This window comes from Deinococcus sp. YIM 77859 (assembly GCF_000745175.1).
In the GTDB taxonomy this organism is placed as follows: Bacteria; Deinococcota; Deinococci; order Deinococcales; family Deinococcaceae; genus Deinococcus.
Genome location: NZ_JQNI01000002.1, coordinates 501,799 through 515,454, shown reverse-complemented (window position 1 = coordinate 515,454; position 13,656 = coordinate 501,799). Strand labels below are relative to the sequence as shown.

The following is a 13,656-nucleotide window of genomic DNA, read 5'->3' as shown; positions in this document are numbered from 1 at the left end:
TTGTGGCGCAGGACCGGCCTGCCCCGGGGCAGGCGGGCTAGCCCTCCGCCTCGTGAAGCAGCAGGCCCCGGCGGGCCCAGGCGGCCATATTCAGCGCGTGGAGTTCCTGCCAGGCCCGCTTCCAGCCCTCCTCGCCATGGATCCTGCCCCCGCGCCCGTGGTGCAGCACCGCCCGGCGGTGGAGGGTCAGCAGTTCTGTGGGAGAGGCCCCCGGCAGCACGCGCACATCAGCCGCCTCGCTGGGGGCCGGAACGGGCACTGCGGCCGCGGAGGTGCTGAATACGCAGGCGACGCCGCTCGCTCGGTCACGCAGCCAGGTGACGGCCTCGACAAAGGGCTGGCCGCTGCGGGGCAACTCCGGCGTCTCGCTCCAGCGCAGGGCAGCGGCGACCTCCGGGCCGAACAGGTAGGCCCGGAGGTGACGCGCAGCCCGCTCCTGCGGCACGTAGTACACCCCCAGCGGTTCGGCTCCGGCCGCACGCAGCTCGGCGTCCAGCGCGGTCAGGCGGCGGCTCTCCTCGGGCGTCGCGCCCCAGGGGCGCTCGGCCAGCGGCTCAAAGGTCAGGGCCGCGGGCAGGAGCGGGCCGAGCAGGGGACGGCCCTCCAGGCGAGCACGGCTCACGTCCGGCAGGCGGCTTTGTGCGCCCTCCTCCCCGAGCAGGGCCTGAAGCTCTTCGGTCGTGAGGGCCGCGAGATTGAGAGCGGGCACGTGGGCGAGCATAGCGCGGCTCTGCCCGGTACGGATTTCATTCCCGTACCCAGCCGCACATTCCCACTCGCTTTGCTCCGCTGGAGCCCTGTCCAGGGAGAACAAGCCGAACAGGCCTCCGCTGGAATCGGTCTTATACTCGGCCCCATGACCGGCATGAACGAAGCCGCCCCCACGTACCTCCAGGATGTCGCGGCGGTCGCGGCCAAACTGCGGGCGCATTCCGGGCCCATCGTGGTTCTCTCGCACGAGAACCCGGACGGGGACGCCCTGGGCAGCGTCCTGGGGCTCACGCGAGCGCTGCGGGCGCTGGGCAAGCTGGTGGTGGCGCCGATCGACGTGCCGCGCTACCTGCGTTTTCTGCCCGAGGAAGGAGAACTGAGCGGGCCGCTCGGCGAGTGGCCTGAGGGAGCGCTTGCCGCCGTGCTGGACGTGGACAACAACGATCCCACACGGGTGGCGGGGGCAGACCTGACGACCTTCACCGGCGAGGTGGTGAATATCGACCACCACGGCACGAATGCTCGCCGGGCCGCCGCGTTGGTCGTGGACCCCGGGCAGCCCGCCACGGCGATGATGGTTGCAGACGTGGTCGATGCCCTGGGCGCACCGTGGTCGGAGGCCATTGCCACGCCGCTGCTGCTGGGGCTCTCCACCGATACGGGGTCCTTCCGCTTTGACAGCGTCACGCCGCGTGCCTTTGAGGCTGCCGCCCGGCTCCGCGCTCACGGCGCGCGGCTGGGCTGGCTGAGTGACCAGCTCGGTCAGAACCCCCGCAGCTACTACACCCTGCTGCGCGAGGTGCTCGGCACGCTGGAATTCCTGCACGGTGGCCGCGTGGTGCTCGCCCGGGTGGACGAAGCCATGCTGGAGCGCACCGGTGCCACCTGGGAGGATGCCGAAACCTACGTGAGCCTCCTGCGCAGTGCCGAGGGCTCGGTCCTCGCCGTGCTGGCCAAGGACTACGGGGACCGCGTGAAGTTCTCGCTGCGCTCGCGGGGTCACGTCAGTGCCCAGAACATCGCTGTAGCGCTCGGCGGCGGAGGCCACGTCCCGGCCGCCGGGGCCACCGTCCCCCTCCCCTACCCCGAAGCGCGTGCCCGGCTGGAGGAGGCCGCCTCGCAGGAACTCGCCCGGGTGGACGCGGCGGCGAACGGCAGCAGCATCTAAGGGGGGCATCAGTGCCCGGCGGTGCTCGCGAGGGGCGCTTTCTGCTCGCCCAGCACCACATCTACTGCGGCGTTGATCCAGGCAAAGGCGCGGCGGGTGTTGGGCATGGTATATGTCTCGTTCGCGCCGTGCTGCATCAAGGCGTACACGACGTGACGGCCGTCCTTGGTCTGGAAGTACCCGGTGTACGTGAGAAGCCGCCAGCCGTTTCCACCCTTCCCGTAGAACGCGGCGACGTTGTGCGCGGCCGCGGCGTTCAGAGCGGAGCGGCCAAAGCCCAGGGCGGCGACCTCGCGCTGCCACTGCTGGGCGCGGGGGCTTAAGCCGGGGCGAAGGTACTCGTGCACCAGGAGGGTGGCGAACTCGTAGGGCGTGCTGAGGTTGTGGACGCGCAGGTCATCCCGCGGGTCCGGCTCGCCCTCGAAATACTCATCCAGCCTGCGCTGGAGATAGTCCGCGCGGTACTGCTGCGCGTCGGCGTCGATGGCGGCCGCGAGGCGCTCGCGTTCCTCGCCGGTCGCAGTGTCCCAGCGGTGGGTGCCGTTGAACGTCTTCGAGAGCCCGGCCTGCGCCACCCACCAGGTCTTCGTGGGCAGGATCAGGCGGGTGCGGCAGAGCCCCAGCTCGTCCGCGACCGCCTGTACAGCCCGCAGGCCAACACGGCGGTGCAGGATATCCGTGGCCGTGTTGTCACTGTTGCGAATCATGCGGACGGTGAGGTCCTTGACGTTCGTGCCGTCGTAGGGATAGGCCCCCAGACTCTGGTTTGCGCGCGTCACGTCAAACCGCTCGGTGGGCTGTAGGGTTCCCGCGTCAAACTGCCGCAGCACCGCCCACAGCACCGCCTGCTTGTACGTGCTCGCCAGGGGAAACACCGCGTCGGGATTGCGGGCGACGGCCCGCAGGGGCCGCAGCGTTCGGGGATCCACCTCCGCCACCCACAGCCCCAGACGCCCACTCAGGGGAAGGGGTGGCGGCGGGGCCTGCGCCGCAGCGGGCGCGTTTCCCAAGCAGCCGGGCCGCTGGGGACCCGGCTCCGTGGAGGGAGGCGCGGGGATCACTTCGGGCGGGGCCGGAGCGGTCGCGTGGGCGGGCACGGGGGGAGCGGCTGCCTCCGGGCGGCGGCAGGCCCACAGGCCCCCAGCGGTTGCCAGTGCCAGCAGCACGTACCGGCCCTTGTTCCGCAGGGCAGGAGGTGGGGCCATGCCCTTAGGCGGTGATGGGTTCCAGCGTCGCGCCGACGGTCCCGGGCCCCGCGTGGGTCGCGACAACTGCGCCGATAGGGTGATCACCCATGTCCTCAAAGGGCACGCCGCTCAAGCCCGCGCGCACCTCCCGCAGGTACTCTTCGCCGCCCACGGTGGCCAGGAAGGCGACCCGCGCTCCCCCGTGCGTCTCCACGTACCGGCGAACGTGGTCCACAATGTCCTGAATCGCCTTTTTGTGACCCCGCACGCGCCCGCCGGATTCCACCCGGCCCTGCTTTACCGTCAGAATCGGCTTGATGTTCAGCAGGCCGCCCAGCAGCGCCGCCGCACCCCCGATGCGGCCATTGATTCTCAGAAACTCTAGGGTATCCACCGTAAAGCGGATGTCCGCCTGAGCCGCCACCCGTTCCAGCTCGGCCACGATCTCCGGCACGCTGCGGCCCTCCGCCACACGCTCAGCAGCGCGCAACACCTGCATGCCCAGGCCCATACTGACCGAGCGGCTGTCCACCACCGTCACGCGGTCCCCGAACTCCTGCGCGGCCAGACGCGCGCTTCCCACCGTGCCCGACAGTTGACCGCTGATGTGAAGGCTAAGCACCTGATCCGCGCTTTCTAGCGCCTCGCGGTAGACCGCCGCGAATTCTGCAGGACTGGGCTGGGAGGTCGAGGGCGTCTTCTTTCCCTCTTTGAGTCCCCGAAAGAGGTCTTCAGGCTGGATCTCCACGCCGTCCCGGTACATCTTGCCGTCAAACAGCACATACAGGGGTACGCTCCGGATGCCGTACGGCGCCCGCAGCTCCGGACGGAGGTCACTCGTGGAGTCGGTGACGATGGCGATGGTCATAAACGTCATCTTAACGCGGGTGGTCTGGAACACCGTCTCCCCCGGCGGGGCCGCCATGCGCTAGAGTGCGCGCGGCGACACGCCATCCTTCGGGGCGGGGTGCAATTCCCCACCGGCGGTGATCGCGCCGCACAGCAGGTGCGTCCGCGTCAGCCCGCGAAGCCCGGCCAATCGAGCAGCACGGCCCGGCCCGACCCGGTGCGATTCCGGGGCCGACGGTGAAGCGGTCATACCCTGCGGGGAACCGCGCAGTCCGGATGAGAGAAGGAGGAAGCCGGGCCCGCTCCCCGCGGGCTGGCGTCACTGTTGGGGAAGTATCTACCGGATGTACCGGATGAAGTTTGGATGCGTGAGGCGCTTGCGCTCGCCGCGCAGGCCCTCGGGCGCACGGCGCCCAATCCGCCGGTGGGCTGTGTCCTCGTGCAGAGCGGTCAGGCGGTGGGCCGCGGGTTCCACCCGGCGGCGGGCCAACCACACGCCGAGGTGTTCGCGCTGCGCGAGGCGGGCGAGCAGGCGCGGGGGGCCACCGCCTACGTCACGCTGGAACCCTGCGCCCACCACGGCCGCACGCCGCCCTGCGCGGATGCCCTGATTCGGGCGGGCGTCGCACGCGTCGTGATCGCGGCGCTCGATCCTCATCCCCTCGTGGCCGGACAGGGCCGCCAGAAGCTCCTGAACGCGGGAATACAGGTCACGACCGGCGTGCTGGAGGCAGAAGCCCTCCGTCAGCAGGCCGGGTTCCGCAGCCGCGTGACCCGCGGGCGACCCTGGACGGTGCTGAAGTACGCGATGACCCTCGACGGGAAGGTCGCGGCGCCGAACGGCCACAGCCGCTGGGTCACGGGCGAGGCGGCCCGGGCAAGGGTCCACCGCTGGCGAAACGAACTCGACGCCATCGCCGTCGGAAGCGGCACGGTCTTGGCCGACGATCCGGCCCTCACCACCCGCGGCGTTCCCGGTGGGCGCGATCCCCGCCGAGTGGTGTTTGACCGGCGCGGGCGTGTTCCCGCGACCGCACGCGCCCTGGGACCGGGGAGCATTCTCGTGACGGGCCCACAGACCTCGCCGGACCCCTACGAGGCGCGGGGCGTCACTGTTCTGCCTGCGGCGGACCTGCTCGAGGCCCTGCTGGGGTTGGGCGAGCTGGGCGTGAATGACCTGCTGCTCGAAGGCGGGCCGCGCCTTGCCGGAGCCTTTGTGGAGGCGGACGCCGTGGACGAAGTGCGGGTCTTTGTCGCCCCCAAACTGCTGGGAGCCGGTCTGCCCCCGCTGGACCGCCCCCCGCGGGAGGCGATGCACCTCGCCCGCACCCTCCGGGACGTAACCACCGAACAGCTCGGCACGGACACGCTGATTCAGGGCTTTTTGCACGATATTCCCACCCTGTCGCCTGAGGCGGCAGCGGCCCTTCTCGGGAGAAGTTGATGTTTACCGGAATTGTCGAACAGACCGGGCGCGTCACCCACGCCGTGGACCATCAGGGGCATCTGCGGGTGACCGTCGCGCCAGACCGGATGTGGCCGGATGTGGCTCTGGGGGAGAGCATCGCCGTGAATGGTGTGTGCCTCACCGTCACCTCCCGGGACACGGCGGGATTCACCACAGAGCTTTCCCGCGAGACGCTGGCAAAAACTGCCCCCCGCTGGCGGCCGGGCGAGCTTGTGAATCTGGAGCGGGCCATGCGGGCAGACGCGCGGTTCGGCGGACACATCGTCTCGGGGCACGTGGACGGCGTGGGGGAAGTCCTGGCGATCGAGGCCCAACCCGGCGCGTTCACGGTCACGGTGAGCGCTCCCCTATCCCTGGCGCGGTATCTCGTGCCCAAGGGCAGTGTCACGGTGGACGGCGTGAGCCTCACCGTGGTCGATGTCGGGGGCCCGGCAGGAAGCCGCGCCGACCTTGCTGCCCATGAGTTCACCCTCTGGCTGGTGCCGCACACCCTGGAGGTGACTGCCCTACGAACCTGGCAGGTGGGGCAACAGGTCAACCTGGAAGCCGACCAGCTCGCCAAGTACGTTGAGCGGCTGCTCGCGACGACTGCCCTCACGGCAGGAGGCACGCCATGAGCCTGGCCCCCGTCGAGACCCTGCTCGCCGAGCTGCGAGCGGGCCGCCCTGTCCTGATGGTGGACGACGAGAGCCGCGAGAACGAGGGGGACGTGGTACTGCCCGCCGCCACCGTCACGCCCGAATGGATCAACTTCATGGCCCGTGAGGCGCGCGGTCTGATCTGCGTGGCCCTCACGGAGGAACGCGCGCGCGAACTCGACCTGCCGCCGATGGTCACGCACAACACCGACGCACACGGCACCGCCTTTACCGTCAGTGTGGACCACGTGAGCAACACCACCGGCATCAGCGCCTTTGACCGAGCGGCGACCGCCGCAGCTCTGATCGACCCGGCCGCCCGAGCAGAAGACTTCCGCCGCCCCGGGCACATCTTTCCGCTGGTCGCCCGTCCCGGCGGGGTGCTGCGCCGCACCGGTCACACCGAGGCGGCGGTTGACCTCGCACGCCTGGCCGGTTTCGCGCCCGCTGGAGTGATCTGCGAGGTGATGGGCGACGACGGCACGATGAGCCGCCTGCCCGACCTGGAGGTGTTTGCCGCGCGGCACGGCCTGCAGATCGGCAGCATCGCGGACCTGATCGCCTACCGCATGACCCACGATCCCTTTCTGCGAATGGTGGCCGAAGCCCGGCTGCCTACCCCGTACGGCGAGTTCCGCCTGGTGGGTTTTGAAGACACCCTCAGCGGCGCAGAACACGTCGCGCTGGTGATGGGCGAGATCACGGAAGAGCCCACCCTGGTGCGGGTGCACAGCGAGTGCCTCACCGGGGACGCCTTCCATTCGCTGCGCTGCGACTGCGGCGCGCAGCGGGACGCCGCCCTGGCCGCGATCGCCCACGAGGGCCGGGGCGTGCTGGTGTACCTGCGGCAGGAAGGCCGCGGCATCGGCCTGCTGAACAAGATCCGGGCCTACGCCCTCCAGGATGCCGGAGCGGACACGGTGGAGGCCAACCTGCGGCTGGGTTTCCCCGCCGACGCCCGCGATTTCGGGATCGGCGCGCAGATGCTCGCACTGCTGGGGGTCAGGCGGCTGCGCCTGCTCACGAATAACCCCCGCAAGCTGGCCAGCCTCAGCGGTTTCGGGCTGGAGGTGGTGGAGCGCGTTCCCCTCCAGGTCGGCCACAATCCGTACAACGACCACTACCTCCGAACGAAGCAGGCCCGGCTCGGCCACCTGCTGGACAAGGAACAGCATGCACAGGATTGAAGCTCACCTCATCGCCACAGGCCTCAAGATTGCCCTGGTGAATACCCGCTGGAACCATTTCATCGTCGACCGCCTCGTCGAGGGGGCCGAGAGCGCCTTTGTGCAGCACGGGGGAAACCGCGAGGACCTCACCCTTGTCACGGCTCCCGGCAGCTTTGAGGTGCCGCTGGTCGCCAAGAAGCTCGCGGAGAGTGGCCACTACGACGCCGTGGTTTGCCTTGGGGCAGTCATCAAGGGAGCGACCGACCACTACGACTTCGTGGCCGGCAGCGCGACCAGCGGCCTGGCCCGCATCGCACTCGACAGCGGCGTTCCCGTCACCTTCGGCATCCTGACCACCGATACCATCGAGCAGGCGATTGAGCGCGCTGGAACCAAGGCGGGCAACAAGGGGGCCGAAGCCCTCCTCGCCGCCGTGGAGACAGCGAACCTGCTGCGGCTGCTGTAAAGTGTTCAGCCTCAACCAATAACGCCGCCCCTGTGGACGGCGTTTTTTCCTCAGGGGCGTTCAGGCCTTGTTCTTGGGCACCCACTTCTTGCGCCCACCTTCGCTCGAGGTGGAGGGCTCCTCCGCGGGCGCCTGCGCTTCGGCCACCGGCGCGGGTTCCGGTGCCGCTTCGGCCTTCGCCTTGGGCTGCCACTTGCGCCGCTCGCCCGGGGCGGGAGCAGGCGTGGCGACGCTCACCGGAACGGCGTCTGCTGTGGGCGCCGCCACCTGTTCCTGCGGTGCCGCCGGAGCTGCGCTCGCCGCCTGCGCTTTTGGCTTCCAGGCTTTGCGCGTGGGCGCGGTCTCCACGGGAGGTGCCTCGCTGGCTGCTTCCGTCACCGGCGCAGGATTCACGTCATCCGCAGCAGCTTTCGGCTTCCACACCGGACGAGCGGGGGGAGCCTTTGCAGGCGTCTCGCTGACCGCTGACGGCTGATCGTTGACCGCTTCCTTCACCACGTCATCCCCGCTGCTCTTCGGCCTCCAGGCTTTGCGCGGCGAGGCGTCGGCCGAACTGGAAGTCGCCGGGCTGGGCGCGGCAGCCTGCGCTTCGGGCTGGGTCTCGGGAGTCGTGACGGGACTCCCAGGCTGGGCATTCTCCACATCGGCGTTGGTGGGACCAGCGGTGACGGCCAGACCGGCAGAGGGCGCGGCTCCGGTGCGTTCCATCGGCAGCTCGGCGTTGGGGACGACGGGCTGGGCACTCGCTTCCAGCGTGCTTTCGGGCGCAGCCGTCGGAACCGCCCATTCGCCCGCCGCACGCCCCACGCTTTCCAGCAGCAGCTCGGCCACGTCCTTGACCACGATGTCATCACGCTTCGCCTTTTCGGGCGTGGAATTCATCATAGACTTGCAAAAGGGGCAGCCCACGGCGAGCACCTTGCCTTCTTTTGCGGCATCGAGGCGGGCCTGAATCTCGCGGAAGCGGTTGTCGCTGACGCGCTCGCGGCCTTCTTCCTCCTCCTTCCAGAACTGCGCCCCCCCAGCCCCACAGCAAAACGAGTTCTCGCGGCGGCGCTCCAGTTCCAGCACCTCGCCCGCCATTCGCGTGATGAGCGCTCGAGGCGCGTCGTACACGCCGTTATGACGACCCAGGTAGCAGGGGTCGTGGTAGGTCACCGCGCCCTCGAGCTGCGCGAGGGGCAGTTTCCCAGCCGCGACAAGGTTTTCGAGGTACTCGGTGTGGTGAATCACCTGGTAGTGCCCGCCGATCTGGCGGTACTCGTGGCCGATCGTGTTCATGCAGTGCGGGCAGGTGGCGACGATCAGCTTTGGCCGCACGCTGTTGAGCGTCTCCACATTCTCCGCAGCGAGCTGCTGGTACAAAAACTCATTCCCGGCGCGGCGGGCGCTGTCGCCGGTACAGGCTTCCTTCTTGCCCAGCACGGCGTAGTTGACGCCCGCCTTATCCAGCAGCTGCACAAAGGCGCGGGCCACCTTCTGCGCACCGGGGTCATAGGAGGCCGCGCAGCCCACCCAGTACAGCACGTCGGGTTCGGGGTTCTCGTCGATGGTCGGCACACGCAGCCCCTCGGCCCACTCCAGGCGCTTGTCCCGGGAGATGCCCCAGGGGTTGGCCGCGCGCTCCATGCCCCGAAAAGCCGTCTGAAGCTGCGCCGGGAACTCTCCGGCCACCATCACCTGATGCCGGCGGATGTCGATGATGTCGAGCATCTGCTCGTCCTGCACCGGACAAACCTGCATACACGCGCCGCAGGTCGTGCAGGCCCACACCGACTCCTCGTTGATCGCGTACTCCAAGAGGGGCTGCGCCGTGCTTGCTCCCGTCTCGAAGGGGGCGGGCTTCAGGGTAAAGGGGCTGGGATGGGCACCGATCACGTTCAGCTCCATGCGCTTGTTGATCTCGAGCGCGGCGGGCGAGAGCGCCTTGCCGGTGGCATTCGCCGGGCACACATCCTGGCAGCGGTTACACTGAATGCAGGCGTAGGCGTCGAGCAGGCGGGGCCACTCCAGGTCCTCGAGCTTGTGGGCACCCAGCTGGGGTTCCTCGGCCTCCATCGCCTCTTCCAGCCCCTTCATGGGCGGAAGGACCCCCGAGCCGACGGGACGCTTCAGCGCGTAATTCACGGGGGCCATAAAGATATGGATGTGCTTGGTATACGGGAAGTAGGCCAGGAAGGCGAGCACGCTGCCCAGCGCCCCCCAGTACCCAAAGATGCGCCAGCCCTCCAGCGCCGCCTCGGAGGCACCGCCAAACAGCGTCGCCCCCACGAACGAAGAGAAGGGCTGAAAGGCGTCGAAGTGCCCAAACTCACGCGCCTCCTGCACCATCTTGGCCCCCTGGCCCAGCACGCGGCTGCCCACGTGGAAGGTAATAAAGGCCGAAACAATCAGGCTGTCACGCAGGATGTACCGGTTTCTGACCAGCGGGTGCAGCAGGGTTTTTTCGTTGAAGCGAAAGTCCCGTTTGCGCGGCGTCCACAGGCGGCGGATCAGCAGCCCCAGCACGCCGACAAGCACCAGCAGGCTCAGGACGTCGGCCAGCAGGTTATACACCGCCCCCAGCGGGTGGGTGGACAGGATATGAAAGGTGAAGTACCCCTCCAGGCCGTCAACGACGTTCACCAGGAGGTAATAGACAAAGCCGTAAAAGATGAAGGCGTGCAGCACGCTGATCCAGGGGCGGCGGCGAAAGGTGCGCTCCTGCGTCAGCGAAGTTTTGAGGGCGTACCACAGGCGCGATCCCGGCTCGTTCCAGCGCACTTCCGAGGCGGGAGCACCCCGGCGGATCCGCAGATACAGGCGGTAAAAGCCCCAGAGACCGAACACGGTCGCAACCAGAGCAAACAGGAAGAACAGGATTTTGTGTTCAAGCGGCAGCAAGGCAGTCTCCTTGGGCAGAGGGCAAAACAGCAAACCCAGAAATTTGAACTCGGCCAAAGTATAGCGGGATGCGGTTCACTCGGAGTTGACCCAGTGTACGCGGAGAGAAACGGGGAGAGGGCGCCGCGCTCAGCCTGAGCGTATGCCCCTTGCTCGGTTGTTGCCCGCAGAAGCCTTTCCTCCGGCGCTGAGGCTTCTTGGCACGCTACCCTCTGGGGGTGAGCCTCACCCCCGCCGAACTGCAACGCTACCTCGAAGCCCTGGTCACCGAAAATCTCAAGCTCTCCACCATGATCTGGGGGCCGCCCGGAGTGGGCAAAAGCAGCGTGGTGGCGCAGGTGGCCCGCAAGCACGGCCTCGACTTCGTGGACGTGCGCCTTTCGCAGCTCGCGCCCACGGACCTGCGCGGCCTCCCGGTGCCGGAACCCGACGGCCAGGGGGGCGGCGTGAGCCGGTGGTACCCACCGGAATTTCTTCCCCGCCGCGGCCAGGGCATTCTCTTTCTGGACGAGGTGAATATGGCCCCGCCCACCATGCAGGGCATGGCGCAGCAGCTTATCCTGGACCGGCGGGTGGGCAGCTACGTGCTCCCCGAGGGCTGGTTCGTGTGGGCGGCAGGAAACCGCAAGGAAGACCGTGCCAGCGTGTTCGACATGCCTGCGCCGCTCGCCAACCGCTTTCTGCACCTCACCGTGCGGCCCGACTTCGACGCCTGGCGAGCGTATGCGCTGGGCCGGGGCCTGCACGAACACATCATCGCCTTTTTGACCTTCCGCCCCGAGCTGCTGCACCGCCTTGATCCCACCGGGCCCGCCTGGCCCAGCCCCCGCGCGTGGGAAATGGCCTCGCAGCTCCACCGCGCTCGCCTGGAGGTCGCTCCGGCCGTGGGGGAGGCCGCCGGGGCCGAGTTCGGCGCCTTTGTGCGCCTGTACGAGCAGCTTCCCGACCTCCGAGCAGTGCTGCGCGGTCAGGGTGGAGGACTGCGCCTTCCCGCAGAACCAAGCGTGCGTTACGCCGCGGTGGTGGGCCTCGCCGCCCGTGCCGCCGATGCGGATGAAGCCTACGCCGCCTTTCAGTGGCTCGCCGAGGCCGCCGGACCGGAGTGGCTGCAACTGTACCTCGCCACCCTGGTGAGCAAATTCCAGGCGCTTGGCCAGTTGGGTGAACTCGCCGAGCTGCTCGCGCGTGACGAGCGCCTGGCGGAACTGCTTCAGGGAACGCTGGCGCTCGCCGAGGGATGAACGTGCCGCCGCTCCCCGTCACCCCCGACTTCCAGCGCCTGATCTCCGGCACGCGGCTGCGGCTGCGCGGCAGATCCGCCTTTTTCGCTACGCTGCTGCTGCACGCGGAGTTCGTGCCCTCGCGCGAGGTGGCGGGGGCAGGAACAGACGGCGAGCGGGTCTACGTCAACCCCGAGGTGGCGGCCAGCCTGCCCCCGGATGTGCTCGACGGCCTGCTGCTGCACGAAGTCCTGCACGCGGCCCTTTCGCACGTCGAGCGGCGCGGTCCGCGCGAGAAAAAGCGCTGGAACCGGGCCGCTGACCTCATCGTGAACGGTCTGGTGGCCGCGGCTGGCCTTCCTACGCCGCCGGGCAGCCCACGCGACGAGCACCTAGAAAAGCTCAGCGTGGAGGAGGTCTACACCGCACTGGAGGGAGAGGCGGGAGAGGAAGGCGACGAGGCCGCCCAGGATCTGCTGGACGGGCCGCCTGGCGACGCACCGCCAAAGGGAGGCCGCAACGGGCAGCAGGCCGCGCGGCAGTGGCAGCAGGCCCTTGCCCAGGCCCGCAGCGTCGAGGCGATGAGCGGCGGCGAGGGGAATGATCCCCTTGGTGCCCACCGCGAACTGGCCCGCCTCTCCCCTGCTCGGCTGGACTGGCGCGCACAACTGTGGCGCTTTCTGGCCCGCACCCCCGTGGACTTCGGGGGCTTTGACCGCCGCTTTGTGGGCCGCGGCCTCTACCTGGAGGCGCTCGATGACGAGAGCCTCACGGCTTTGGTCGCCGTAGACACTTCCGGCAGCGTGGATGACCAGGCCGTGCGCGCGCTCGTGGGCGAGGTCCAGGGTGTGCTGGGCGCTTACCCACACGTCAAAGCGGTGCTGTACTACGCGGACACGGCCGCCTATGGCCCCTTCGAACTTCGCCCCGGCGACACGATTCCCGCACCCATCGGCGGCGGCGGCACCGACTTCCGGCCCATCTTTCAGCTCGCCGAGCAACACGAGCCCGACGTGCTGATCTACCTGACCGACGGCTACGGTGACTTTCCGGAAGAGGCCCCCCGGATGCCGACGATGTGGGTGGTGCCTCCCGGCGGCCTGGAGGACGAGGGCTTTCCTTTTGGGGACGTGCTGCGGCTGGAGGAGTGACCTAGCCCATTCGTCCGGTCCGCAACTGCCGCGCCTCGCTCGCCCCGTTCGGCGCGTGTGTCTCGGCCCAGCGGGCGGCGGCCTCCGCGTCGTAGGGCGTGCGGCGAAAGCTGACATTCCACGCTCCCGCGTGACGCTCCAGCAGCACCCAGCGGGCGGCCGGGTCCCCGTGCATCTGGCGCGATACCGAACCGGCATTGACAAAGGTGACGCGGTCTTGCGAAACGAGGTTTTCCCGGTGGGTATGCCCCACGACCACCACCCGGGCGGGCCACTGGGCCACCCGCTCCAACAGTTCTTCCGGCAGGGCGGGGCGCGTCCGGTCTCCTTCCGCCGTCAGAAAGAGGGCGTCCCAGGCACTGGTCGGGCTGCCATGCGCGAGCAGCACCTCGCCCTCCGCCACGGTGGCGGTCAGGGGAAGCGCGGCCAGTTCCGGGGGCACGCCGCCGAGCTCGCGTTCCACAAAGGCGCGGTAGTCGCGGGTTGGCGCGTGCAGTTCGGCCGGGTCCGCCAGCAGAAATTCTTCTGTGTTGCCGCGCACCGTGGGCGGAGCCGCCTCCTGCTGCATGGCCCAGGCTCCGGCCGGGTCCGCTCCTCCCCAGACGCTATCACCCAGGTTGCAGATCAGGTCGGGCGCAGCACGCCGGATGTCCGCCAACACCGCTTCCAACGCGAAGCGGTTCCCGTGCACGTCACTCAGGAGAGCCACTCTCATGGGCACCATCTTGCCACCCGCCTTCTGCGAT

Annotated in this window: 12 protein-coding genes; 7 read left to right on the top strand and 5 right to left on the bottom strand. The window is 68.9% G+C overall.

Annotated elements, in window-relative coordinates; translation table 11 throughout:
* Nucleotides 1–37: 37 nt before the first annotated feature.
* Nucleotides 38–709, bottom strand: a complete 672-nt coding sequence (locus EI73_RS02660) for a hypothetical protein (protein WP_231557269.1) — start codon at nt 707–709, stop codon at nt 38–40.
* A 147-nt stretch (nt 710–856) separates the two neighbouring features.
* Between EI73_RS02660 and EI73_RS02655 the strand changes: the two genes are divergently transcribed.
* Complete coding sequence (locus tag EI73_RS02655) at nt 857–1,879, top strand: bifunctional oligoribonuclease/PAP phosphatase NrnA (protein ID WP_034383935.1); 1,023 nt, start codon at nt 857–859, stop codon at nt 1,877–1,879.
* An 8-nt stretch (nt 1,880–1,887) separates the two neighbouring features.
* Here the strand turns inward: EI73_RS02655 and EI73_RS02650 are convergent, their stop codons facing one another.
* Nucleotides 1,888–3,084, bottom strand: coding sequence for a serine hydrolase (locus EI73_RS02650; RefSeq protein ID WP_034383933.1), 1,197 nt, complete (start codon nt 3,082–3,084; stop codon nt 1,888–1,890).
* 4 nt (nt 3,085–3,088) lie between these two features.
* Nucleotides 3,089–3,934 (bottom strand): DegV family protein, encoded by an 846-nt coding sequence (locus tag EI73_RS02645; RefSeq protein ID WP_034387580.1) that lies wholly within the window; start codon nt 3,932–3,934, stop codon nt 3,089–3,091.
* 345 nt (nt 3,935–4,279) lie between these two features.
* Here EI73_RS02645 and ribD point away from each other — a divergent pair, with 345 nt between their 5' ends.
* Genes ribD through ribE form a run of 4 tightly spaced genes read left to right on the top strand, consistent with a single transcriptional unit; the run spans nt 4,280 to nt 7,656 of the window.
* Nucleotides 4,280–5,359 (top strand): bifunctional diaminohydroxyphosphoribosylaminopyrimidine deaminase/5-amino-6-(5-phosphoribosylamino)uracil reductase RibD, encoded by a 1,080-nt coding sequence (gene ribD, locus EI73_RS02640; protein WP_034383931.1) that lies wholly within the window; start codon nt 4,280–4,282, stop codon nt 5,357–5,359.
* Nucleotides 5,359–6,000, top strand: a complete 642-nt coding sequence (locus EI73_RS02635) for a riboflavin synthase (protein WP_034383930.1) — start codon at nt 5,359–5,361, stop codon at nt 5,998–6,000. Before ribD ends, EI73_RS02635 begins: the two co-directional genes overlap by 1 nt.
* Entirely contained in the window at nt 5,997–7,208 is a 1,212-nt protein-coding gene (locus EI73_RS02630) for a bifunctional 3,4-dihydroxy-2-butanone-4-phosphate synthase/GTP cyclohydrolase II (RefSeq protein ID WP_034383929.1), read from the top strand. Before EI73_RS02635 ends, EI73_RS02630 begins: the two co-directional genes overlap by 4 nt.
* Nucleotides 7,195–7,656 (top strand): 6,7-dimethyl-8-ribityllumazine synthase, encoded by a 462-nt coding sequence (gene ribE, locus EI73_RS02625; RefSeq protein WP_034383927.1) that lies wholly within the window; start codon nt 7,195–7,197, stop codon nt 7,654–7,656. The genes EI73_RS02630 and ribE overlap by 14 nt, the downstream gene beginning before the upstream one ends.
* A 60-nt stretch (nt 7,657–7,716) precedes the next feature.
* Here ribE and EI73_RS02620 read toward each other — a convergent pair whose 3' ends face one another.
* Complete coding sequence (locus EI73_RS02620) at nt 7,717–10,539, bottom strand: (Fe-S)-binding protein (RefSeq protein ID WP_034387577.1); 2,823 nt, start codon at nt 10,537–10,539, stop codon at nt 7,717–7,719.
* A 218-nt stretch (nt 10,540–10,757) separates the two neighbouring features.
* Between EI73_RS02620 and EI73_RS02615 the strand changes: the two genes are divergently transcribed.
* Nucleotides 10,758–11,780 (top strand): ATP-binding protein, encoded by a 1,023-nt coding sequence (locus EI73_RS02615; protein ID WP_034387575.1) that lies wholly within the window; start codon nt 10,758–10,760, stop codon nt 11,778–11,780.
* Complete coding sequence (locus EI73_RS02610; RefSeq protein WP_034383924.1) at nt 11,777–12,910, top strand: VWA-like domain-containing protein; 1,134 nt, start codon at nt 11,777–11,779, stop codon at nt 12,908–12,910. The genes EI73_RS02615 and EI73_RS02610 overlap by 4 nt, the downstream gene beginning before the upstream one ends.
* Nucleotide 12,911: 1 nt before the next feature.
* Here the strand turns inward: EI73_RS02610 and EI73_RS02605 are convergent, their stop codons facing one another.
* The gene (locus EI73_RS02605) at nt 12,912–13,625 is read right to left on the bottom strand and encodes a metallophosphoesterase (protein ID WP_034387572.1); all 714 of its coding nucleotides are present in this window, start codon (nt 13,623–13,625) and stop codon (nt 12,912–12,914) included.
* Between the last annotated feature and the right edge of the window lie 31 nt (nt 13,626–13,656).